The sequence below is a fragment of the Streptomyces sp. NPDC096079 genome, from assembly GCF_040303145.1.
GTDB lineage: Bacteria > Actinomycetota > Actinomycetes > Streptomycetales > Streptomycetaceae > Streptomyces.
In genome coordinates this window covers 192,276-215,574 of the sequence record NZ_JBEOST010000001.1, presented here as the reverse complement: position 1 = coordinate 215,574, position 23,299 = coordinate 192,276, and the positions used below count along the sequence as shown (strand labels likewise).

19 protein-coding genes are annotated in these 23,299 nt (G+C 71.7%); 8 read left to right on the top strand and 11 right to left on the bottom strand.

The annotated features are described in order from the left end of the window. Positions 1–126 precede the first annotated feature (126 nt). The 4 genes from phoH2 to ABTY59_RS00950 all read left to right on the top strand — a co-directional run bounded on the left by phoH2 (position 127) and on the right by ABTY59_RS00950 (position 4,744). Complete coding sequence (gene phoH2, locus ABTY59_RS00965; RefSeq protein WP_352016776.1) at positions 127–1,452, top strand: RNA 5'-3' helicase PhoH2; 1,326 nt, start codon at positions 127–129, stop codon at positions 1,450–1,452. A gap of 377 nt (positions 1,453–1,829) precedes the next feature. After that, on the top strand, positions 1,830–2,540 hold the full coding sequence (locus ABTY59_RS00960) for an aggregation-promoting factor C-terminal-like domain-containing protein (protein WP_352016775.1): 711 nt from the start codon (positions 1,830–1,832) through the stop codon (positions 2,538–2,540). Between the two features lie 99 nt (positions 2,541–2,639). Beyond that, positions 2,640–4,073, top strand: a complete 1,434-nt coding sequence (locus tag ABTY59_RS00955) for an AI-2E family transporter (RefSeq protein ID WP_352016774.1) — start codon at positions 2,640–2,642, stop codon at positions 4,071–4,073. Beyond that, a complete protein-coding gene (locus ABTY59_RS00950) occupies positions 4,070–4,744 on the top strand; it encodes a hypothetical protein (RefSeq protein ID WP_352016773.1) in 675 nt (224 codons plus the stop codon). The genes ABTY59_RS00955 and ABTY59_RS00950 overlap by 4 nt, the downstream gene beginning before the upstream one ends. A 55-nt stretch (positions 4,745–4,799) precedes the next feature. Here ABTY59_RS00950 and ABTY59_RS00945 read toward each other — a convergent pair whose 3' ends face one another. Both ABTY59_RS00945 and ABTY59_RS00940 read right to left on the bottom strand, forming a co-directional pair. Beyond that, positions 4,800–5,333 (bottom strand): alkyl hydroperoxide reductase, encoded by a 534-nt coding sequence (locus tag ABTY59_RS00945; protein ID WP_017239860.1) that lies wholly within the window; start codon positions 5,331–5,333, stop codon positions 4,800–4,802. 12 nt (positions 5,334–5,345) lie between these two features. Next, positions 5,346–5,900 (bottom strand): peroxiredoxin, encoded by a 555-nt coding sequence (locus ABTY59_RS00940; RefSeq protein ID WP_352016772.1) that lies wholly within the window; start codon positions 5,898–5,900, stop codon positions 5,346–5,348. Between the two features lie 133 nt (positions 5,901–6,033). On the opposite strand from ABTY59_RS00940, the gene ABTY59_RS00935 reads away from it, so the two are divergent. Continuing rightward, positions 6,034–7,005: a LysR substrate-binding domain-containing protein gene (locus ABTY59_RS00935; RefSeq protein ID WP_352016771.1), complete on the top strand. Its 972-nt coding sequence runs from the start codon at positions 6,034–6,036 to the stop codon at positions 7,003–7,005. A 68-nt stretch (positions 7,006–7,073) separates the two neighbouring features. Here the strand turns inward: ABTY59_RS00935 and ABTY59_RS00930 are convergent, their stop codons facing one another. Genes ABTY59_RS00930 through ABTY59_RS00920 form a run of 3 tightly spaced genes read right to left on the bottom strand, consistent with a single transcriptional unit; the run spans position 7,074 to position 10,647 of the window. Next, on the bottom strand, positions 7,074–9,446 hold the full coding sequence (locus tag ABTY59_RS00930; RefSeq protein WP_352016770.1) for an FtsX-like permease family protein: 2,373 nt from the start codon (positions 9,444–9,446) through the stop codon (positions 7,074–7,076). Beyond that, positions 9,443–10,126: an ABC transporter ATP-binding protein gene (locus tag ABTY59_RS00925; RefSeq protein ID WP_352016769.1), complete on the bottom strand. Its 684-nt coding sequence runs from the start codon at positions 10,124–10,126 to the stop codon at positions 9,443–9,445. The genes ABTY59_RS00930 and ABTY59_RS00925 overlap by 4 nt, the downstream gene beginning before the upstream one ends. After that, positions 10,123–10,647 carry a PadR family transcriptional regulator gene (locus ABTY59_RS00920; RefSeq protein ID WP_352016768.1) on the bottom strand — a complete coding sequence of 175 codons (525 nt, stop codon included), beginning with the start codon at positions 10,645–10,647 and terminating at the stop codon, positions 10,123–10,125. Before ABTY59_RS00920 ends, ABTY59_RS00925 begins: the two co-directional genes overlap by 4 nt. A gap of 269 nt (positions 10,648–10,916) precedes the next feature. Here ABTY59_RS00920 and ABTY59_RS00915 point away from each other — a divergent pair, with 269 nt between their 5' ends. Further along, a complete protein-coding gene (locus ABTY59_RS00915; RefSeq protein WP_352016767.1) occupies positions 10,917–13,130 on the top strand; it encodes a transglycosylase domain-containing protein in 2,214 nt (737 codons plus the stop codon). Between the two features lie 117 nt (positions 13,131–13,247). On the opposite strand, the gene ABTY59_RS00910 is transcribed toward ABTY59_RS00915, so the two are convergent. From ABTY59_RS00910 to ABTY59_RS00900, 3 genes are all read right to left on the bottom strand, one after another. Next, complete coding sequence (locus tag ABTY59_RS00910) at positions 13,248–15,275, bottom strand: SpoIIE family protein phosphatase (protein WP_352016766.1); 2,028 nt, start codon at positions 15,273–15,275, stop codon at positions 13,248–13,250. 330 nt (positions 15,276–15,605) lie between these two features. Next, entirely contained in the window at positions 15,606–16,271 is a 666-nt protein-coding gene (fomD, locus tag ABTY59_RS00905; RefSeq protein WP_352016765.1) for a cytidylyl-2-hydroxypropylphosphonate hydrolase, read from the bottom strand. 148 nt (positions 16,272–16,419) lie between these two features. Next, on the bottom strand, positions 16,420–17,820 hold the full coding sequence (locus ABTY59_RS00900) for a class II fumarate hydratase (RefSeq protein ID WP_352016764.1): 1,401 nt from the start codon (positions 17,818–17,820) through the stop codon (positions 16,420–16,422). Positions 17,821–17,926: 106 nt separating this feature from the next. Between ABTY59_RS00900 and ABTY59_RS00895 the strand changes: the two genes are divergently transcribed. Continuing rightward, positions 17,927–19,456: a ricin-type beta-trefoil lectin domain protein gene (locus ABTY59_RS00895; protein WP_352016763.1), complete on the top strand. Its 1,530-nt coding sequence runs from the start codon at positions 17,927–17,929 to the stop codon at positions 19,454–19,456. A gap of 79 nt (positions 19,457–19,535) precedes the next feature. Here the strand turns inward: ABTY59_RS00895 and ABTY59_RS00890 are convergent, their stop codons facing one another. Continuing rightward, positions 19,536–20,174 carry a lipoprotein gene (locus ABTY59_RS00890; protein ID WP_352016762.1) on the bottom strand — a complete coding sequence of 213 codons (639 nt, stop codon included), beginning with the start codon at positions 20,172–20,174 and terminating at the stop codon, positions 19,536–19,538. Between the two features lie 116 nt (positions 20,175–20,290). Between ABTY59_RS00890 and ABTY59_RS00885 the strand changes: the two genes are divergently transcribed. Further along, positions 20,291–20,800 carry a dirigent protein gene (locus tag ABTY59_RS00885; RefSeq protein WP_352016761.1) on the top strand — a complete coding sequence of 170 codons (510 nt, stop codon included), beginning with the start codon at positions 20,291–20,293 and terminating at the stop codon, positions 20,798–20,800. A gap of 5 nt (positions 20,801–20,805) precedes the next feature. Here the strand turns inward: ABTY59_RS00885 and ABTY59_RS00880 are convergent, their stop codons facing one another. Together ABTY59_RS00880 and ABTY59_RS00875 are read right to left on the bottom strand one after the other, a co-directional pair. Next, positions 20,806–21,435, bottom strand: coding sequence for an HAD family acid phosphatase (locus tag ABTY59_RS00880; protein ID WP_352016760.1), 630 nt, complete (start codon positions 21,433–21,435; stop codon positions 20,806–20,808). A gap of 166 nt (positions 21,436–21,601) precedes the next feature. Continuing rightward, positions 21,602–23,275, bottom strand: a complete 1,674-nt coding sequence (locus ABTY59_RS00875) for a fumarate hydratase (protein ID WP_352016759.1) — start codon at positions 23,273–23,275, stop codon at positions 21,602–21,604. Positions 23,276–23,299: the final 24 nt, after the last annotated feature.

Here is a 23,299-nt window from a genome sequence, read left to right as displayed (position 1 = left end):
ACGGGAGAAGCGGAGGGCCGAGGTTCGGCCCGCGCATCGCGGCCTGAGCCCGGTCCCATTCCGCAGCGACACCGGTTCCGTCGCACCCCGACCTCACAGGGGTCTTCCGAGGGGGTCTGTCCTTCCGTGGTGACCAGCACGAAGCGCCGCCTTTCCGACCGGCGCACCTATGTTCTCGACACCAGCGTCCTGCTGGCCGACCCCAACGCCGTCTCGCGGTTCGAGGAGCACGAGGTGGTGCTCCCGATCGTCGTCGTGACGGAGCTGGAGGCCAAGCGGCACCATCCCGAACTCGGCTACTTCGCCCGGCAGGCACTCCGCCTGCTCGACGACTTCCGGGTCCGGTACGGACGCCTCGACGCCCCCCTCCCCGTCGGGGAGCTGGGCGGCACCCTGCGTGTCGAACTCAACCATTCCGACCCCGGCGTCCTGCCCGCCGGCTACAGGTTGGGGGACAACGACTCACGGATCCTCGCGGTCGCGCGCAACCTCCAGGCGGAGGGGTACGACGTCACCGTCGTCTCCAAGGACCTGCCGCTGCGCATCAAGGCCTCCTCGGTCGGGCTCCTCGCCGAGGAGTACCGCGCCGAGCTCGCCATCACGGACGCCAACGGCTGGACCGGGATGTCCGAGCTGGCGCTCTCCGGCGAGCAGGTCGACCTGCTCTTCGAGCAGAACACGCTGTACGTGCCGGAGGCCGCCGAGCTTCCGGTCCACACGGGCCTGGTGCTCCAGTCCGAGCGCGGCAAGGCGCTCGGCCGGGTCACCCCCGAGGGGAACGTACGGCTCGTCCGCGGCGACCGCGAGGCCTTCGGGCTGCACGGCCGCAGCGCCGAGCAGCGGATCGCGCTGGACCTGCTGCTCGACCCGGACGTCGGCATCATCTCGATGGGCGGCCGGGCCGGCACCGGCAAGTCCGCGCTCGCGCTCTGCGCGGGCCTGGAAGCGGTCCTGGAGCGCCGTCAGCACCAGAAGGTGATGGTCTTCCGTCCGCTGTACGCGGTCGGCGGCCAGGAGCTCGGATACCTGCCGGGCAGCGAGTCCGAGAAGATGAGCCCGTGGGCCCAGGCCGTCTTCGACACGCTGTCCTCGGTCGCGAGCCGCGAGGTCATCGAGGAGGTGCTCGGGCGCGGGATGCTGGAGGTCCTGCCGCTCACCCACATCCGGGGCCGCTCCCTCCACGACGCCTTCGTCATCGTGGACGAGGCACAGTCCCTGGAGCGGAACGTCCTGTTGACCGTTCTGTCCAGGATCGGGGCGAATTCCCGGGTCGTCCTGACCCATGACGTCGCCCAGCGGGACAACCTCCGGGTGGGGCGGTACGACGGAGTCGTCGCCGTGGTCGAGAAACTGAAGGGGCATCCGCTCTTCGCCCACGTCACCCTCACCCGCTCCGAGCGCTCGCAGATCGCCGCGCTCGTGACCGAGATGCTGGAGGACGGTCAGATCTGACCGATTCGTACCCGTCCGTACGGGTAAGGAAGTTGGCGCCGCCCGGCAGAGCGTGGGAGCTTAGCCGGGCGGCGCCCCCTTGTCCCGGGTATCCGTCAAAACACCTGCGTCCACCGAGGTGTGAGCTTTCACACGCAACACGGAATTGCCTTGCGGCGTCGCCGTCCGGCAGAGTCTTGCTTCCGTCAGGCCCCGCATACGGCACACGTGCACCCTCAGGGTGCGCACCAGCACCACACAACTCCACAGTCGTCGTCGTATGCCGCCCACAGCACCACGGGCCCGTGTCTTCTGTGACCCCGTACGTCGGAGACCAGTGCCAGGGGCACGATTTCGCCCGCGTGGTCACCTGTGCGGGCGTGCTGGAAGGAAACCGTGTGAGCCGGATCTCGGTCCGGGGATTCGCGGTGGCTTCGGCCACTGCGGTCACCACCGTCGGCGCTGTCGTGGGTGTTGCCTCGGGCAACGCCGCCCAGGCCTCGGACGACAACTTCGAGGCCACCGCGGCCGACACCACGCTGCTCGCGGACATCCCCGCGGGGGAGCAGGCGCAGGTACAGGTCTCCTCCCTCACGGAGCAGGCCGACGCGCAGGCCGCCGCTGCCGACTCGGCCGCGAAGAAGTCCGCGGAGGAGGCGGCCCGCATCCGCGCCGCCAAGGACGCCGAGGCGAAGAAGAAGGCCGCCGACAAGGCCGCCGCCGAGGAGAAGGCCGAGAAGGAGCGCAAGGAGGCCGAGGAGCGCGCCAACCGCTCCTCCGTCCGCGACGCGACGTCCTTCGCCGCGCAGGGCTCCTACAGCGTCGCCGACGTCAAGGCGATGGCGCGGCAGATGATGTCGTCCGACCAGTTCTCGTGCTTCAGCAACATCGTGGACCACGAGTCCGGCTGGAACTACCGCGCGACGAACCCGTCCTCGGGTGCCTACGGTCTCGTGCAGGCCCTTCCCGGCTCCAAGATGTCCTCGGCCGGCGCCGACTGGCAGACGAACCCGGCCACCCAGATCAAGTGGGGCCTCAACTACATGGACAGCCGCTACGGCAGCCCGTGCGGTGCCTGGTCGTTCTGGCAGGCCAACCGCTGGTACTAGTACCGCGCTCAACCTCCGGGAGCCCCTCACCGTCCTACGGTGAGGGGCTTCTTGCGTGTAGGTTCGCGAGGAGGAATGAGCGGGGGGAAGAGAGAGAAGATGTCCGGAGTGCCAGGGTGGCTGGGCCGGCTGGGCGAGAGCCTGAGCCGCATGGGTGAACGACTCGACGAGCGCCGGGCCGAGGCGGAGCGGGAGGACCCGCTCGGACCGCCGTACGTCCACGACCTCCCGCAGGAGGCCGGGTCCGCGCGGCCGGACGCCGAACCCGACCCCGACACCGCCGCGCCGCTCCCGGAGACCGAGGCCGCCGAGCCGGCCGAGGCCCCCGCCGAGTCCGGCCGCTCCGTCCCCGCGCCCCCGTCGTACGCGCCCGCCGTGGCCGCCCGCCCCGACCCCGTCGCCGCCATCCCCTGGGGCATGCGCGTGGCCGCCGAGGCGGGGTGGCGGCTGCTCGTCCTCGCCGGCACGGTCTGGGTCCTGATGAAGGTGATCAGCTCCGTGCAGCTGGTCGTCCTCGCCTTCGTCGCGGCGCTCCTCGTCACCGCGCTGCTCCAGCCCACCGTGGCCATGCTGCGCCGCAAGGGCCTGCCCCGCGGGCTCGCCACCGCCGTCACCGCCGTCTCCGGCTTCGTGATCATGGGCCTGGTCGGCTGGTTCGTGGTCTGGCAGGTCATGGACAACGTCGACAACCTGTCCGACCGCGTCAAGGACGGCATCGAGGAGCTCAAGCACTGGCTGCTCGACAGCCCGTTCCACGTCACCGAGCAGCAGATCAACGACATCGCCAAGAACCTCAGCGAGGCCATCGGCGCCAACGCCGAGCAGATCACCTCCGCCGGACTCCAGGGCGTCACCGTCATCGTGGAGGCCATGACCGGCATCCTGCTGGCCATGTTCTGCACCCTCTTCCTGCTCTACGACGGGAAGAAGGTCTGGGAGTGGACGCTCAAGCTCGTGCCCGCCCAGGCCCGCCCCGGTGTCGCCGGCGCCGGACCGCGCGCCTGGCGCACCCTCACCGCCTACGTCCGCGGCACGGTCCTCGTGGCCCTCATCGACGCCGTCTTCATCGGCCTCGGGCTCTGGTTCCTCGACGTGCCGATGGCCGTGCCGCTGGCCGTGTTCATCTTCCTCTTCGCCTTCATCCCGCTGGTCGGCGCCGTCATCTCCGGTGCCCTCGCCTGCGTCGTCGCCCTCGTCACCAACGGGGTGTTCACCGCCCTGATGGTGCTGGTCGTCGTGCTCGCCGTGCAGCAGATCGAAGGCCACGTCCTCCAGCCGTTCATCCTCGGCCGGGCCGTCCGCGTCCACCCCCTCGCCGTCGTCCTCGCCGTCGCCGCCGGCGGCCTCACCGCCGGGATCGGCGGCGCCGTCGTCGCCGTCCCGCTGGTCGCCGTCCTCAACACTGTCGTCGGCTACCTCCGCGCGTACAGCACCGAACAGGCCCTCCGCAGCACCCCCGAGCCGCGCGGCGCGACCGCCTTCGCCGTGGCACCCGTCCCGGCGCCCGGCGCCGCCGAGGGGGAGTACAAGTGATATCCGAGCCGGAGCTCGTGGGCGGCGAGGGGTTCGACGCCCCCGAGGTGCTCACCGAGGTCCCGCCGCCGCGCCCGCCCCGGGCCCGCCGCCCCTGGCTGTGGGCGCTCGGCGGCGCGGTGCTCGCCTCGGCGGTGTGGGGCGGCGGGCTCTACGCGTACGGGCAGAAGAAGGAACCGGGCCCCGCACTGGGCGGGTACACCGCGGAGGTGGACCTCTGCGGGGTGGCGAAGCTGAAGGCGCTCGGCGGGATCCTCGGCAAGCGCAGCCAGGACGGCGTCGGACCCGAGATGAACGAGCCGGCCGTGTACGAGACCTCGTGCTCGATGGCCTTCGGCGACCCGGACGCCGGGTACAGCGCCACCCTGACGTACAGCCTGCACAAGGTGACGGACCCGGAGCCCGAGTTCGCGGCACGGGCGAAGTACGCCGACCTCACCACGCCGATCGGCGGTCTCGGGGAGCAGGCCTGGTTCACCGACAGCGGCGGCGACGGTGGGGAGCTCAGGATCCTCGACGGGCACGCCGAGATCGAGCTGAGCATCTACCGGCAGTACTCGACCGACGCGAACGGGAACCCGCTCGGCGAGGGCAAGTGGCTCGACCTGTCCGGGATCGACGTCCCCATGACCCAGGACATGCTGGCGCTCATGGCGGTGCTCAAGAAGTGACGGAAGGGCCCCGGGGCGCGAAGCCCCGGGGCCCTTCTCGTACGACGGCGTCGCCCTACTCGGCGAGGACCGCTTCCGCGTCCAGCGTGACGCCGACCGCCTGGATCACCGCGGCGATCTTCACGGCCTCCTGGATGGTGGCGCGGTCGACACCGGCCTGCCGCAGGACCTGCTCGTGCGAGTCGAGGCACTGGCCGCAGCCGTTGATCGCGGAGACGGCCAGCGACCACAGCTCGAAGTCGACCTTCTCGACGCCCGGGTTGCCGATGACGTTCATCCGCAGGCCGGCGCGCAGCGTCCCGTACTCGGGGTCCGACAGCAGGTGCCGGGTCCGGTAGAAGACGTTGTTCATCGCCATGATCGCGGCGGCGGACTTGGCGGCCTGGTACGCCTCGGGCTTCAGGTTGGCCTGGGCCTCGGGCTCCAGCTCCTTGAGCACCTTCGGCGAGCGCGAGGCGATCGCGCAGGCGAGGACGGTGCCCCACAGCTGCTGCTGCGGGAGGTCACTGTTGCCGATGACCGAACCGAGGTTCAGCTTCAGGTCCTTGGCGAAGTCCGGTATGGCGGACTTCAGTTCGTCGAGAGCCATGTCGGATCGCCCTTACTCGCCCGAGAGGAGGGCGGCGGCGTCGAGGGTGCTCTCGCCCTTGTTCCAGTTGCACGGGCAGAGCTCGTCGGTCTGCAGGGCGTCGAGGACCCGCAGGACCTCCTTGGGGTTACGGCCGACGGAGCCGGCGGTCACCATGGTGAACTGGATCTCGTTGTTCGGGTCCACGATGAAGACGGCGCGCTGGGCGAAGCCGTCCTCGCCGCGGACGCCGCAGTCGCTCATGAGCTCGTGCTTCGAGTCGGCCAGCATCGGGAAGGGCAGGTCACGCAGGTCGGCGTGGTCCTTGCGCCAGGCGTGGTGCACGAACTCGGAGTCGCCGGAGACGCCGAGGATCTGCGCGTCGCGGTCGGCGAACTCGTCGTTCAGCTTGCCGAACGCGGCGATCTCGGTCGGGCAGACGAAGGTGAAGTCCTTCGGCCAGAAGAACACCACGCGCCACTTGCCCTCGTAGGACTTGTGGTCGATCTGCGCGAACTCCTTGCCGCTCTCCAGCGACACGCAGGCGGTCAGGTCGTAGGTGGGGAACTTGTCACCGACAGTGAGCACGCGCTCTCCTTGCAGGGTGGAAGGTGCCCTTTTGGGGTCTTCCGTGAGGGGTTGGACGGCTCACAGCATGGCACGGAGTGCATTGATCAGTGAAATAGCTAGAGTGGGTCGTGTTGATCGAAGGTGGTTATCAGTGGCATCCCCGTACAGCCCCCCGCACGGCCCGCACCGCGGCAAACAGCCGAGCCTTTCGCAGCTCAGAGCCTTCGTGGCGGTCGCCGAGCATCTGCACTTCCGCGACGCGGCGTCCGCCATCGGCATGAGTCAGCCCGCACTCTCGGGCGCGGTTTCGGCTCTCGAAGAGGCACTCGGTGTCCAGCTCCTTGAGCGTACGACGCGGAAGGTGCTGCTCTCGCCCGCGGGGGAACGGCTCGCGGCCCGCGCCCGGACCGTCCTCGACGCGGTGGCGGAGCTCATGGAGGAGGCCGAGGCGGCCCAGGCCCCCTTCACCGGCGTCCTGCGGCTCGGCGTGATCCCCACCGTGGCGCCGTACCTGCTGCCCACCGTCCTGCGGCTCGTCCACCGGAGCTACCCCGACCTCGACCTCCAGGTCCACGAGGAGCAGACCTCCTCGCTCCTGGAGGGACTCGCCGCCGGGCGGCTCGACCTGCTGCTGCTCGCCGTGCCGCTCGGTGTGCCCGGCGTCACCGAACTCCCGCTCTTCGACGAGGACTTCGTCCTGGTCACCCCGGAGGGCCACCCGCTCGCGGGGCGGGACGACATCCCGCGCGAGGCCCTCAGGGAGCTGCGGCTGCTGCTGCTCGACGAGGGGCACTGCCTGCGCGACCAGGCCCTCGACATCTGCCGGGAGGCCGGGCGGGCCGACGGCGCCGAGGTCACCACCACCGCCGCCGGGCTCGCCACCCTGGTGCAGCTCGTCGCCGGCGGTCTCGGGGTGACCCTGCTGCCGCGCACCGCCGTGACCGTGGAGACCGCCCGTAACACCGCCCTGTGGACCGGGCGCTTCGCCGAGCCGGCGCCCTCGCGGCGGATCGCCCTGGCGATGCGGGCGGGCGCGGCCCGGCACGCCGAGTTCGAGGAGCTCGCCGAGGCCCTGCGCGGGGCGATGGCCGAGCTTCCGGTGCGGGTGACCTCGTACGGGTGAGGGGCGCCCGCTCCTGGCGCCCCCCGGCACCAGGAGCCGACGCCCCCCTCGTACGCGCGATCGGCGGGTTACTCCGTGCGCAGCCCGTCCGCCCGCATCAGCCGCCACAGCACCGGCATGCTCAGCACCGTCACGGCGGCGATCAGCCCGAGGCCGATCCCGACGACGGGCAGGAAGCCCCACCAGTCCAGGACCGGCAGTCCGCCCAGCTTCAGCAGGACCACGCCGAGGCCGAGGCCGCCCGCCACGGACAGCACCAGCCCGATGAGGATCGGCACCGCCGTCTGCCACAGCACCGACCAGCTCAGGGTGGAGCGCCGGGTGCCGAAGGCGACCAGCGAGGAGAGCAGCCGCTTGCGGTCCCTCAACTGCTCCAGGGTCGCGACCAGGAGCGAGGCCGCCACCAGGAGCATCGTCAGCGTGGAGCCCACGAGGATGCCGGTGCGGACGCTGGAGAACGCCGCGTCGCGCTCGGTCTCCTTCAGCGTGCGGACCCAGGAGGTCGGGTCGATGGCGTCCGCCGTGTTCCGTACGCGGTCGGCGGCGTCCGGCACCGCCGGGTCGAGCCGCACCATGGTCGTCGCCTCGGGCTCGTCGAGCGGGAGCGTGCCGATCGACGACGGGGTGGCGAGGACGCCGTACTCGTACATGCCCGTCGGGTCCGGGCGGGAGTCCACGACCCTGGCCGTGGCGGGGATGCGCCACTGCGGCAGCGGGGTGCCCTTCGGGGGCCGCGGCGTGCTCGGGTGCGGATGCGGGTCGCGCAGGGCGACCGTGGCGCCGGGGCGGGCGGCCCTGGTGACGAACGTGTCGTCCGGGTTGCCCTGGGCGCCGTGCGCGAGGAAGACGAAGACGTCGCCGTCCGCGCACGAGGGCAGCTTCGCGAACTCCCGGAGGGAGGCGCAGTCGCCGACCCGGAGCGAGACCATCGGGGAGAAGTCCTCGCCCGCCTTCAGGGGCCCGGGTCGCCACACGTGCGACTCGACGACGCCGATCGCTCCGCTCACGCCCTCGGTCCGCTCGAACCGGTCGATGATCCCGCGGGCCTCGGCCGCGGTGCCGGCGTCGATGCCGATCGCGATCTGGGCGCGTGCGGGGTCCTCGCCGCTGATCCGCGTGAACTCGCTCTCCATCGCCTGGAAGAGCATCTGGAGCGCGATCGCCCCGGTCGCGGCGACGACGATCCCGCTGACCGCGCGGGCCGCGGTGCCGCTGCTCATCTGGAGTCTGCGGACCGCGAGCTGCCAGGCCACCGGGCCGGAATGCAGCCGCTTCACACCGGCCTCGACCAGCCACGGCAGCAGCGTGGTGAGGCCGATCAGGGCGAGCGTGGTGCCCGTCACGACGCCCACGGCGTCGATGCTGGTCTCCGCCACCTGCACCTCGCCCACGAGCGGGACGAGGAAGGCCGCGCCGACCACGAGGAGCAGCAGCCGCCACCACAGCCGACGGCGGCGCGGGGTGGACGTGCGGACCACGCCGAGCGGTTCGATCGCCACCCCGCGCAGCGCGAAGAGGCTCACCACGACCGAGGCGACGGGGACGACGGCGAGGACGAGCACGGCGAGCGCGGTCATCGGCACGACGTCGTCGGGGTAGGCGTTGACGTCCCAGATGGTGAAGGTGCCGGCGAACTGCCGGGCCACCGCGAAGAATCCGAGGCCCGCGAGGAGCCCGAGGAGCGCGCTCGCGAGGGACTCGCCCGCCGCGATCCGCCGGGTCGTGGCGGTGTCCGCGCCGATCAGCCGCAGCGCCGCGAGCCGGCGGTCGCGCTGCTCGCCGCCGAAGCGGACGGCGGTCGCGATGAAGACCAGCACCGGGAGGAGCAGGACGACGCAGGCGACGACGACGAGGAGGATCAGGAACGCGTTCATCGGTTCCTCGGGCACCGACCAGCCGTAGCGCGTGCCGCGCCCGTCGAGGTTCTCGGGGCTGAGGAAGTCGACGTGGGCGACGTACCGCAGTTCGGCGGGGCCGATGAGCCCGGCCGGTCCGATGGTGCCGACGGTCCGGTAGGGGAGCCGCTCCTTGAGCAGGGCGCCCTCGGGGGAGTCGAGCAGCTTCCCGAGCGCGGGGGAGACCAGCATCTCGCCGGTCCCGGGGAACGCCGGAGCGCCGGGCGGGAGCGGGGGCGCGTCGCCCTCGGGGCGCAGCAGCAGTCCGCTGATGACGTCGTCCCGGTAGACGGTGTTCCGGGTGAGGTGGAGAAAGGAGTCGGGGCGCGGCGAGGTGACCTGCTCGCTGCCGTCGACGGCCCGGACCGACTCCCGCACCTCCCGCTGGAAGAGCATGTTCGGGAAGGAGGCGGCGAGCAGCAGCAGGGCGACGCCGAAGCCGACGCCGGTCGCGGTCAGCACGGTGCGGAGCAGGCCGGAGCGGCCGCCGGTGACCGCGAACCGGGCGCCGAGCGTCAGGTCGCGGGCCCAGGTGCCGAGGCTCATGCCGCCCACTCCGCGTCCCGTACCGAACCGTCCCGCACGACGACCTCGCGGTCGGAGTACGCGGCGACCCGGGCCTCGTGGGTGACGAGGACGACGGCCGCGCCGGTGTCCCGGGAGGCGTCGGTGAGGAGGCGCATGACCCGCTCGCCGTTGAGGGAGTCGAGCGCGCCGGTCGGCTCGTCGGCGAAGATCACGCGCGGGGCGGTGACGAGGGCGCGGGCGACGGCGACGCGCTGGCCCTGGCCGCCGGATATCTCGCCGGGGCGCTTGCCCGCGACGGCGTCGACCTCCAGGCGGGCGAGCCATTCGGCGGCCCTGGCCTCGGCGGCCTTGCGCTTCTCGCCGTTCAGCCGGAGCGGCAGGGCGACGTTCTCGACGCAGGTCAGCTCGGGGACGAGCTGGCCGAACTGGAAGACGAAGCCGAAGTCGGTGCGGCGCAGGGAGCTGCGCGCGCCGTCGGACAGCGCGGTGAGCTCGCGTCCGTCGTAGGTGATGGTGCCGGCGTCGGGGCGGACGATGCCGGCCAGGCAGTGGAGGAGCGTCGACTTGCCCGAGCCGGAGGGGCCCATGACGGCGACGACCTCGCCGGCCCGGAGCGCGAAGTCGGCGCCCGCGAGTGCCGGGGTCGGGCCGTAGGCCTTGTCCAGGCCGGCGGCGGTCAGCAGCGGGGCGGTGCTCATCGGCGGACCTCCTCGGCGAGGGCGTCGAGGCGGGCGGCGGTCAGTTCCAGCCAGCGCAGGTCCGCCTCCAGGTGGAAGAGCGCGTGGTCGCAGATGAGCTGGTCGGCGAGGTCGCCGTCCCGCTTGCGCCGGGTGAGCTCGCGCATCAGGCGCAGGTGCTCGGCGCGCTGGGTGTCGAGGATGTCGGCGGCCCCGCGGCCGGTGAGCAGGGCCAGCACGACCTTGGTGTAGAGCGTGGACTGGAGGTACGGCTCCGGCTTCTCGGGGGTGGCGAGCCACTGGGCGACATCGGTGATGCCGGCCTCGGTGATCGCGTACCGCTTCCGCTCGGGGCCGCCGCCGGCCTCGATGCCGTCGACGACGACCAGGCCGTTCTTCAGGAGCCGGGACATGGTCGAGTAGACCTGGCCGTAATGGAGCGGCCGGTCCTGGCCGAACTTCTCGTCGAAGGCGCGCTTGAGGTCGTAGCCGTGGCGCGGTCCGGACTCCAGGAGCCCGAGCAGGGTGTGACCGATGGACATGGGGATCACTGTACATGGGGTGTATACGCACGATGTATAGCCCGGGGCGCGAGGTTCCGCCGCCTAAGCGGAGCGGGCTCCTCACGCAACCATCCGCCCCGCCCGAGCGTCGGTTCCTGTGGGTATGGGTGCTGATTCTCACGTCCGGAAAAGACGTGATCGGTTGTCCTTTGTCCGCCTCGCCGGTGTTAGCTTGCTGAGCTGATCCGGCGCGGACGGGCTCAGCACCGACGGGCGCCGGACACACGACGAGCGGAGCGACTGGACACATGGGGCGATCGGACAAGGGCAAGGCGAAGAAGCGCGGCATACGCCGCCTCTTCACCTGGAAGAAGCTCCTGGGCACCTTCTTCGTGTTCTGCCTGCTCGGCATGGGTGCCCTCTACGTCGTGTACCTGCTGGTCCCGGTGCCGACGGCCAACGCCGAGGCGACGATGCAGAGCAACATCTACAAGTACTCCAACGGCAAGATCCTCGCCCGCACGGGCAGGATCAACCGTGAGATCGTCGGCCTCGACAAGATCCCCCTGCAGGTCCAGCAGGCGTTCGTCGCCGCCGAGAACAAGACCTTCTACAAGGACAACGGCGTCGACATCAAGGGCACCACCCGCGCCGCCTGGAACACCCTCACCGGCAAGGGCAAGCAGGGCGGCTCGACGATCACCCAGCAGTACGTCAAGAACTTCTACCTGAGCCAGGACCAGACGGCCACGCGCAAGCTCAAGGAAATGGTCATCGCCGTCAAGGTGGACCAGCAGATGAGCAAGAGCGACATCCTCGCCGGGTACATGAACACCAGCTACTACGGGCGCAGCGCCTACGGCATCCAGGCCGCCGCCCGCTCGTACTACGGCACCGACGCCACCCGGCTCACCACCGCGCAGGGCGCCTACCTCGCCTCGCTGCTCCAGGCGCCCAACCAGTACGACTGGACCTCGGCGAGCACCACCGGCCGCAAGCTCGTCGAGGAGCGCTGGAACTACGTCCTCGACAACATGGTCGGCGAGGGCTGGCTCAGCCCCTCCGAGCGCGCCGGCATGAAGTTCCCCGTCCCGCAGAAGCCCAAGCCCGCCCCCGGCATGGAGGGCCAGACCGGCTACATCGTCGAGGCCGCCAACCAGGAGCTGATGCGCCAGGGCGTCAGCGAGGAGGACATCAAGGCCGGCGGCTGGACCATCACCCTCAACATCGACGAGAAGCGGCAGAAGGACCTCGTCAAGGCGGTCGACAAGCAGCTGGAGGACAAGCTCGACCGCAAGAACGACAAGAAGCAGGCCACCGTCCAGGCCGGCGCCACCTCCGTCGACCCGAAGACCGGCGCGGTCGTCGCGATGTACGGCGGCGTCGGCGCCACCGAGCACTGGATGTCCAACGCGACCCGCCGCGACTACCAGCCCGCCTCCACCTTCAAGCCGATCGTCCTGGCCTCCGCCATCGACAACAGGGCGCTCACCCAGGACGGCCGCGAGATCGGCCTCGGCACCGTCTACGACGGCAACAGCCGGCGGCCGGTCGTCGGCAGCCCCATCGCCTTCGCCCCGGAGAACGAGGACGACGACGACTACGGACCCGTCACCGTCCAGAAGGCCACCAACAGCTCGATCAACTCGGTCTACGCCCAGATGATCGTCGACGTCACCCCGGCCAAGGCCAAGAAGACCGCCCTCGCCCTCGGCATGAAGGACGGCGCGGACTTCGTCGAGACCCCGGCCATCTCGCTCGGCACCATGGGCGCCTCGACCATGGACATGGCCGGCGCCTACGCGACGCTCGACAACCACGGCCAGAAGGTCACCCCGACCCTGGTGAAGACCGCCGAGCACAAGGACCGCACGGTCAAGGGCGCCAAGGCGATCGGCGAGCAGGTCATCAGCCGTGAGGCCGCCGACACCGCCACCAAGGCCATGACGGGCGTCGTGCGCAGCGGTTCCGGCACGCGCGCCGCCGGCGACTACGAGGCCGCCGGCAAGACCGGCACCTCCGAGAACAACCGCTCCGCCTGGTTCGTGGGCTACACCCCCGAACTGGTCACCGCCGTCGGCCTCTTCGGCGAGGACGCCAAGGGCAACCAGGTCACCCTCACCGACACCATCAACCCCGGCCGCGCCAACGGTGGCCGCACGCCCGCCCAGATCTGGGGCGACTACACCGAGCGCGCCCTGAACGGCGGCTCGGACGCCACCTTCGACCTGGAGACCGACCCCTCCTCGGACGGCAGCGCCCCGGACCCCACGCCGACCACCGAGGCCCCGGAGACCGAGGAGCCGACCCAGGAGCCCACCACGGCCTCCCCGGACCCGACCTCCCCGCCGACCTCGACGGCCACCACCCCGCCGCAGCCGACGACCGACCCGGTCACCACGCCGCCGGAGCCCACCCAGGAACCGACGCGGACCCAGGAGCCGACGACCGCGCCGACGACCGTCCAGCCGCCGGACGGCGGCGAACCGGACACGAACAGCACCGGAGGCCCGCCGCGCTGACGGCGGCCCCCACGACCGAAGGCCGGACCCCGCACAGGGGTCCGGCCTTCGGTCGTACGGGGCCGCTTCCGGCGCCGCCTCAGGTACGGGTCGTACGGGGCCGCTTCCGGCGCCGCCTCAGGTGCGGGTCGCCAGCTCGAACCAGACCACCTTGCCGCCCGAGAGCCGGGTCGCCCCCCACCGCCGGGCCAGCCGGTTCACCAGGAACAGCCCGCGCCCGCCCTCGTCCGTGTCGCGCGCCCGCCGCTGCCGGGGCAGCTGCGGGGAGTCGTCGCCGACCTCGCAGCGCAGCACGTCCGTCCGCAGCAGCCGCAGCGTCACCGGCCGCTCCGCGTACCGCACGGCGTTCGTCACGACCTCGCTGATCAGCAGCTCGACCGAGTCCGTCAGCTCCTCCAGGTCCCAGCGCGCCAGCGCCCGCCGGGCGAGCCGCCGGGCCCGGCCCGGGGCCGCGTCCTCCGGCTCCAGGAACCAGTACGCCACGTCGCTCGGCGCGATCCCGTCGAACCGCGCCGCGAGCAGCGCGATGTCGTCGTCCCGGTCGCCCGGACCCAGCATGTCGAGGACGTCGTCGCAGAGCGCCTCCAGCGGGGGCGAGTGGTCCGGGCCCGTCAGCTGCGCCGTCGCCGCGAGACGCTCCCGCAGCTGCTCGATCCCGGTCCACACGTCCCGCAGCCGGGACTCGACCAGACCGTCCGTGTACAGCAGCAGCGTGGCACCGGCCGGGGCGTCCAGCTCGACCGCCTCGAAGTCCACCCCGCCGACCCCGATCGGGGCGCCGGGCGGCACCCGCAGCACCTCGGCGCGCCCGCCCAGGTGGAGCAGTATCGGCGGCGGATGGCCCGCGTTCGCGACCGTGATCCGGTGCGAGACCGGGTCGTACACCGCGTACATGCAGGTCGCCATGCGGTTCTCGCCGAGCCGCTGCGCCTGCTCGTCCAGGTGGTGCAGGACCTCCTGCGGCGGCAGGTCGAGACCGGCCAGGGTCTGCGCCGTGGTGCGCAGCTGGCCCATGATCGCCGCCGAGGTCATGGAGTGGCCCATGACGTCGCCGACGACCAGGGCGACCCTGCTGCCGGGCAGCGGGATCGCGTCGTACCAGTCGCCGCCGACGCGGGCGGTCTCGGCCGCCGGCAGATAGCGCGAGGCGAGCTTGACGCCGGTCGGCTGCGGCAGCGAGTCCGGCAGCATCGTCCGCTGGAGCTCGTCCGCGATGTACGCCTCACGGCCGTACAGCACGGCCTTGTCGATGCCGAGCGCGGTGTGCGTGGCCAGCTGCGCCGCGACGAGCAGGTCGTTCGGCTCGAAGCCGGCCCGCTCGGGGCGGCGCAGGAACACGGCGGCCCCGATCACCCGGCGCCGGCCGCGCAGCGGCGCGAGGACCGCCCGCAGCCCGCCGGGCAACGGGTGCTCGGGCCCGAGCAGTTCGGTGAGCGCCGCCTTGGCGGCCGCGGAGTCGCCGAAGACCGGCCGGACCCCGCGCAGGACCTCGGCGAGCGCCCCGCCGTTCCGCACCTCGCAGAGTTCGGCCGCGGGGGTCGGATCCGGATCGGGCACGAGGACGAGCTCCTCGCCCTCCCCCTCGCTTAACCGCAGCCGGTCGGTGCGGCGCAGCCGCAGCACGAACGGCGCCACCGGCCGCTCGTCGCCCACCGGGAGCGGATCGCGGAGGTAGACCAGGATCTCGTCGGAGAAGGTCGGCACGGTGGCCCGGCACAGACCGAGCACGATCTCGTCCAGGTCGATGCCCCGCGCGATGCGCCGGGTCGCCGCTCCGACGAACCGCAGCCGGTCGCCCTCCCGGCGCGCGGAGGTGTCCGCGCCGCGGGCCCCGCCGCCGGGCGGCTGGGGGGAGACCGCGACGGCCATGGCGCCCGGGGAGCCGGGGCCGCCGGGGTGGCCCGCACCGCCGGGACCGGCCGGGCGCTGCCCGCCGCCCGGAGTGCCCGGCCGGCCGGGGCCGCCCTGGGCGTCCTGGGCGGCGCCCCGGGCGGGCACGTCCGCGCCGGGGGCCGCGGGAGCGCCCGGCTGTCCGGGCACGTCGGAGGGCAGGCCGGCCGCCGCCTCCTGGCGAGGGCGCGCGCGTTCCTGCGACCGGGCAGCCAGGGGCTGCCGGCCTTCGTGGGAGGTGGGATGCTCCGTCACGCGTGGGATTCCGTCCGTCCGGGCCGGTGGTGCGATGCACTCGCTCTTCTCGCCGATGCCGCGCCTTCGGCGGGGATAAACCCCTCGTATGCAGCGGATGTGGACGCTCCGCGAACCGCGGCAACGGCAGGGGTCCGCACACCCGGGCGCACGTCCGGCACTGCTCCCCCTCGTGGATGACTTCTGGTCAGGTCCTGTGCTGTGCTGAGTCGTTGACGTGCTGTTCGGTCGGTCTGACGTGATGTCCGGTGCGTCTGACGTGGTGTTCGTTCCGCCTCTGCCGTGCGGAGGACGATCCTACGTTTGAACCCCGGGGGCGCATCAAGGGTCTCACGGCGCCGTGTGCGCCGGGGTGCGATCCCAGTCCGCCGGCAGCTCGGGAACGGGCCATCCCGGATCGGGCCGCCAGTCCTCCCAGCCGTCCGCGAACGGCGCCCCCCACGTCTTGATCCGCTCCACCGCCCGCTCCCCGGCCGCCCGCACCCGGGCCGCCTGCGCCGGGCCCATCAGACCGGACCGCTGGGCCTGCGCGAACTCGTCCTCGTCCCGCCACAGCCAGCTGCGGTCGGGGTAGACGGAGATGTCGAGGAAATGGTCCTCGGAGTCGAAGCCGCCGGACCACCGGACCCGCGGCTCCTCAAGGTTCACGTACCAGCTGCGGAAGCGCCAGCCGCGCTCCCAGAACAGCCACACCGACCACGGCTCGCCGGGCCGGGCCAGCTTCAGCACCCCGCTGCCGGACCAGCGCGCGCGCTCGACGGTGCGCGGGGCGGTGTACCGGGTGGCGAGCGGCTCCTCGTGGACGGGCGTGCCGTCGGCCAGCACCGGCCGGACGCACTCGGTGCCGGGCGCCATCCAGACCGCGAGCAGCTCGGGGGTGTCCTGGACGACCGTCACCGGCCGGCAGATGTGCACCTCTCCGGTGCCGTTGCCGCGGTAGCGCCAGAGGATGTGCTCCCCCGGCGCCCAGTGCTGTGAGCCGTCCGATCCTGTCATGCGCAGATCTTAGGGGCGCGCTCCCACGACCGCTGCGGCACAGATCACGGAGCCGTCGGCTACCGGCCGGTCGCTACCGGCCGGTCACCTGAGCCCGGGGGACGCCGCGCCGGGCGTCGCGGCCCGGGCGGGACCCTCCGGCCACGGCCTAGGGGTGGGTCATCCGCAGGACGTCCAGCGCCTCGTCGAGCTGCGCGACGGTGAGGTCGCCCCGCTCGACGTAGCCGGACTCCAGGACCACCTCGCGGATGGTCTTGCGCTCGGCGAGCGACTTCTTCGCGACCTTCGCGGCCTCCTCGTAGCCGATGTACTTGTTCAGCGGGGTGACCACGGACGGGGAGGACTCGGCGTACTCCCGGGCGCGCTCCACGTTGGCCGTGATCCCGTCGACCGTGCGGTCGGCGAGGAGCCGGGAGGCGTTGGCCAGAAGTCGTACGGACTCCAGCAGGTTCTTGGCCATCACCGGCAGCATCACGTTGAGCTCGAAGTTCCCGGCGGCGCCGGCCACCGCCACCGTGGTGTCGTTGCCCGTGACCTGCGCGGCGACCATCAGGACCGCCTCGGGGATCACCGGGTTGACCTTGCCCGGCATGATCGAGGAGCCGGGCTGGAGGTCGGGGAGGTTGATCTCGGCGAGGCCCGTGCGCGGCCCGCTGGCCATCCAGCGCAGATCGTTGGCGATCTTGGTGAGGGAGACGGCGACGGTACGGAGCTGCCCGGACGTCTCCACGAGGGCGTCGCGGGCGCCCTGGGCCTCGAAGTGGTCGCGGGCCTCGGTCAGCGGCAGCCCGGTGGCGTGGGCGACCTCGGCGATGACGGCGGCGGAGAAGCCGGCCGGGGTGTTGATCCCGGTGCCCACCGCCGTTCCGCCGAGGGGGAGTTCGGCGAGCCGGGGGAGCGCGGCGCGCAGCCGCTCCGCGCCGTACCTGACCTGGGCCGCGTAGCCGCCGAACTCCTGGCCCAGGGTGACCGGGGTGGCGTCCATCAGATGCGTACGGCCGGACTTCACCACCGTCGCGAATTCGGCCGATTTTCGCTCCAGGGAGGCGGCCAGGTGGTCGAGCGCGGGGATCAGGTCGCGGGTGACGGCGCCGGTGGCCGCGATGTGGATGGAGGAGGGGAAGACGTCGTTCGAGGACTGCGAGGCGTTGACGTGGTCGTTGGGGTGGACCTCGCGCCCCTCGGGGAGCCGTTCGGTGGCGAGGGTGGCGATCACCTCGTTGGTGTTCATGTTGGACGAGGTGCCCGAGCCGGTCTGGAAGACGTCCACGGGGAAGTGCTCGTCCCAGCGTCCTCCGGCGACCTCGTCGGCGGCCGAGGCGATCGCCTCGGCGCGGTCCTCGTCGATCACTCCGAGCTGGGCGTTGACCCGGGCGGCGGCGGCCTTGATCCGGGCCAGGGCCTCGATGTGGGCGCGCTCGAGTCGCTGTCCGGAGACCGGGAAGTTCTCCACGGCCCGCTGGGTCTGGGCGCGCCACTTGGCGTGCGCGGGGACCCGCACCTCGCCCATGGAGTCGTGCTCGATCCGGTATCCGTCTGCCTCGTTCATGTTTCTCAACCTCCTGAAAAAGATGAGCACTTGTCTTGTTCGATGTATTCCCAAGGCGCGTACCGGCCAGTAAAAACCGTGGGTAACCCCACTTCCAGGAGGCGCAGTGAAGCGCACCAGGTACAGACTCCGCTGGCCCGTCGCGGTCGTCGCCGCCGCCGCGGCGGCCCTCGGCAGCATGACCGCCGCCGTCCCCGCCGGCGCGGCCGACACGAGCGCGGCGGCCGGAATCACCTCCGTACCGCTCTCTCCCGAGCTGGAGGCGATCCGGGCGGCCGAGGCCACCAAGATCTACGGCAGCCCCGAGGAGCGCCCGCTCGCCCAGCGCAGGACCGGCCTGATCTCGCTCGGCGACAGCGAGATCTCCGGCGAGGGCGTCGGCACGTACGAATCGCCCACCAACGGGCCCACCAACTGGTGCCACCGCTCCCCGGACTCCGCCATCCACCGCACCGGGATCCCCGCGGACCTCACCTTCAACGTCTCCTGCTCCGGTGCCTACACCGGCAACATCCGGATCGGCGGCTCCAAGCAGTACGCCGACGAGCTCGTCCAGAGCGACAACCTCGCGGTCAAGGCCCGCAACACCCGCATCAAGATGGTGCTGCTCGTCGCCGGCGCCAACGACGACCTGCAGTTCGGGCCCGTCATGACCGACTGCGTCCAGCGGTTCGTGCTCAGCCAGGGCACCTGCGAGCCCAAGTACGACCCCGGCTGGCAGGCCCGCGTCGACGCGCTCGTCCCCAAGGTCGAGCAGACCGTCCGCGACCTCAGGACCGTCATGAGCGACGCCGGATACGCCGACGGCGACTACAAGCTGGTCCTCATGGGCTACCCCAGCCCGATCGGCCCGGACTTCCACGACAACCCGAACTTCCCCGGCAAGCTCTCCTGCGGCGGCATGGGGTACGACTCCGACACCAAGTGGGGCCGCAACACCGCCGTCCCCGCCTTCGAGCGCGGGATGCGCAAGGCGGCGGCCGACACCGGCGCCACCTACCTCGACAACTCGCGGCTCTTCCACGGCCACGAGGTCTGCATGGAGGACACCTGGGCCCGGGGCCTCTACATCGACCTCTCCAAGCCCGGCGGCCTCGACGAGAACTCCGTCCGCCAGTCCTTCCACCCGAACCGGAGCGGCCACGCCGCCTTCGCCTCCTGCCTGACCCAGATCTACAACTCGGGCCTGCGCGAGGCGAGCTGCGCCGACGTCGACTCCTCCGGGACCCCGACGCTCTTCCCGCTCGCCTGGGACGACGCGTACAAGCCGCTGAAGAACCAGGCGACCGGCAACTGCCTGGACGTGAACGCCTCCGAGTCCGCCAACGGCACCGCCGTCCTCGGCTGGGACTGCCACGGCGGCCGCAACCAGGGCTGGTGGTACGACTCCGCCCGGCAGACCCTCCACACGCAGCTCACCCAGGACCGCTGCCTGGACGTCCCGGGGGCCGCCTACCAGGCCGGCAAGGCGCTCATCGTCTGGAACTGCAGCGGCGCCGCCAACCAGAACTTCGTCCGTGACGGCGCCACGGTCCGGCCCGCCGCCGCGACCGGGCTCTGCCTCACCCAGGGCGCGGCGAAGGAGCCGGTCCGGCTCCAGACCTGCGACGGCTCGGCGAACCAGAAGTTCGCCTAGGAGCCCCCGCACACGCCGTGGCCCCCCGTCCGGTGCGGGACGGGGGGCCACGGTCATGCCCGGACGGGACGCGGCCGGCTCAGAGCGCCTTCGTGGTGCTTCGCGCCAGCTCGTAGGCCGGGAGCATCGCCCGGTGCTCGTCGGTGTCGAGGCCGCCGAGATGGACGATGACCGTCCCCTTCGGGGTGGAGACGGCGAAGGCCCGCTCCTCCTTGGACTCCCCGAGCAGCGGTTCGCCGACCGTGTACGTCACCTCGGCCGCCGGCAGCGTCCCGGCCTTCGTCTCCCGGTACGAGGCCGCCGAACTGCCCTTCTCCGCCTTCACGAAGGCTTCGAGGGCGGTCCGGGCGGGGCCCTTCGCGGCCGTCCACACCCGCAGGTAGCCGATGTTCCCCGCCGGCTTGGCGTCGACCTCGCAGCGGACGGTGGCGGGGCCCTGGCGGGTGAGCGCCGCGAACTCGGGGTTCTCCGGGTCCTCGATCGCCCGCGGCTTCCAGTCCGCCGCGAGCGCGAAGGAGACGGGGAGCGCGCAGGCGGAACCGGGGCCGCCGAGGGTCGCGGCGGCCTGGGGCGCGGCGGGCGCGCCGGCCGCCGTGGACGCGCCGGCCGCCGGTGTGGCGGGCTGCGGGGTGGTGCCACAGGCGGTCAGCAGCAGCCCGGCCGCCACCAGGGCGGCCGGGACGGCGGACGTGCGTATCGGGCGTGCTCTCAGTGCCATGGCGCCATGATCCCCGACGTGACCTCGGAGGACTGCGCCGGACGGGCGAATCCGGCGTGGTCCCCGGACAATGTGAAGCGTGCCGAGGGGGACCCCCATCCCACGGGAGGCAGGACATGATCCGCACCTACAGGAGGACCGGCGCGCTGGGCGTCTGCGCGGTGGCGGCCGTCGCGGCCGTCTCCTTCACCTCCGCCGCGCCCGTCTCCGCCGACGACGGGGACGGATTCGAGTTCACCCTCTACTCCAAGGAGGTCCCGTCCGCCGGGGCGAGTGAGAGCCAGCAGTCACCCGAGGTCGGAGACGTCTTCACGATCGCCGACGACCTGTACAAGACCAAGGGCGGCAGCAAGGTCGGCCGCGACGGTGTGACCTGCGCCGTGGTGCGCGTCTCCGGGGACCAGGCCGACGTGAACTGCGTCGGCACCTTCGTCCTGAACGGCGGACCGGGCGGACAGCTCACCGCCCAGGCCCTCGTCACCTTCGACGTCTCGAACGAGGCGCCGGCCGCCTACGACATCGCCATCACCGGCGGCACCGGCGACTTCACGCAGGCGCGTGGATACGTGAGTACGACCCCCGACGGGGACTACTCGCGGATGGAGTTCCACGTCACCGTGCGGTGAGCCCGTCACGACAGCTTGCCGCCGTAGTCGGGGAGCTTGAAGGTGCGCTCGGCGTGGCCGCCGACGAGGTCGGTCGTGTTGTTGCCGATGTTCGCGATGATCGTGTAGCCCTTGGCCTCGATCTCCGCGCGCTTCTCCGTCTTGTACGCGCTGACCTCGGCGAACAGATCGGGCAGCGAGCGCACGTACAGGCCGTCGACGGGGTAGCCGGCCTTCTTCAGGTTCCAGTCCGTCAGGGACTGGATGATTCCGGGCCGGGCGGTCACGAAGAAGACGGCCACCCCGCGCGCGTGGGCGTCGCGGACGAGCGTCCGCACATCGGCGATGGCCGGGGTCGGCAGCTCCCAGAAGGGGTGGAAGTCCGTCTCCAGGGAGCTGTTGTCGATGTCGAGGACGATGGCCTGCTTCTCGCGGCCGGCGTTGTCGGCGCGCGCCTCGATGTACGGGCGGGCCTCGGCGACGACGGCCGCCACGTCACGGCGCCACGTCGTGTAGTCGACGTCCGCGAGGGCGGCGGCCGAGGTGACGTGGGAGTCGGGGTCGGCGGCGGAGGCGGTGGGCGCGGCGCCGACGACGAGGAGGGCCGTCAGGCCGAGGGCGGTGGTGGCCGTGGCGGTGGCCTTGGCGGAGGGCATGGGGGGCTCCCGAGTGGTCGACCGGCTCAGTGGTTGACATGCTCGCGCCCCATACTGACCAGTAGGCGACGGGAAGGCTACCGCTCGGTAGCGACTTTCTGAGCGAAGATCGACGAGGCCCCCCGGGTCCGGCCTTGCGGACGGACCGGGGGGCCTCACGAGAGCGTCAGGACAGCTGCGACCCCTGGCGCACCGGAATGTGCGTGAACGTCGGCTCCGGCGCCGGGTTCTGGAAGAAGTCGTTGCCCTTGTCGTCGACGACGATGAACGCCGGGAAGTCCTCGACCTCGATCTTCCAGACCGCCTCCATGCCGAGCTCCTCGTACTCGACGACCTCGACCTTCTTGATGCAGTCCTGCGCGAGACGGGCCGCCGGGCCGCCGATCGAGCCCAGGTAGAAACCGCCGTGCGCGCCGCAGGCGTTCGTCACCTGCTGCGAGCGGTTGCCCTTGGCCAGCATGACCTTCGAGCCGCCCGCCGCCTGGAACTGCTCCACGTACGAGTCCATGCGGCCGGCCGTCGTCGGGCCGAAGGAGCCCGAGGCGTATCCCTCGGGGGTCTTCGCGGGGCCCGCGTAGTAGACCGGGTGGTCCTTCAGGTACTGCGGCATCTCCTCACCCGCGTCCAGGCGCTCCTTGATCTTGGCGTGCGCGATGTCGCGCGCCACGACCAGCGGGCCGTTGAGCGAGAGCCGGGTCTTGACCGGGTACTTGGTCAGCTCGGCGAGGATCTCGTCCATCGGCTGGTTCAGGTCGATCGTGACGACGTCGCTCTCCTCGGAGAGGTGCGCGTCCGTCGTCTCCGGCAGGAAGCGCGCCGGGTCGGTCTCCAGCTGCTCCAGGAAGACGCCCTCGGCGGTGATCTTCGCGACGGCCTGGCGGTCGGCCGAGCAGGACACGGCGATCGCGACGGGCAGCGAGGCGCCGTGACGGGGGAGGCGGACGACCCGGACGTCGTGGCAGAAGTACTTGCCGCCGAACTGCGCGCCGATGCCGATCTTCTGCGTCAGCTCGAAGACCTTCTCCTCCAGCTCCTTGTCGCGGAAGCCGTGGCCGGTCTCGGCCGAGCCCTCGGTGGGCAGCTCGTCCAGGTAGTGCGCGGAGGCGTACTTCGCGGTCTTCAGCGCGAACTCGGCGCTCGTGCCGCCGACGACGATCGCCAGGTGGTACGGCGGGCAGGCGGCCGTGCCCAGCGAACGGATCTTCTCCTCCAGGAACTTCATCATGGAGGCCTCGTTCAGGACCGCCTTGGTCTCCTGGTAGAGGAAGGACTTGTTGGCCGAGCCGCCGCCCTTGGCCATGAAGAGGAACTTGTACGCGCCGCCGTCGGTCGCGTACAGCTCGATCTGCGCGGGCAGGTTCGAGCCGGTGTTCTTCTCCTCCCACATGGTCACCGGGGCCATCTGCGAGTAGCGCAGGTTCAGCTTGGTGTAGGCGTCGTAGATGCCCTTCGACAGGGCCTCCTCGTCGCGGCCGGAGGTCAGCACGTTCTGGCCGCGCTTGCCCATGACGATCGCGGTGCCGGTGTCCTGGCACATGGGCAGCACGCCGGCGGCGGCGATGTTCGCGTTCTTGAGGAGGTCGAGCGCCACGAACTTGTCGTTGCCCGACGCCTCCGGGTCGTCGATGATCCGGCGCAGCTGGGCCAGGTGGGCCGGGCGCAGGAAGTGCTGGATGTCGTGGATGGCCTCGGCGGCCAGCTTGCGCAGCGCCTCGGGCTCGACCTTGAGGAACGTACGCCCGTCGGCCTCGAAGGTGGAGACACCTTCGGCGGTCACCAGGCGGTAGGGCGTGGTGTCCTCTCCCAGGGGGAGCAGATCGGAGTACGCAAACTCAGCCATGACGGGGGCCATTCCTCACTCGGC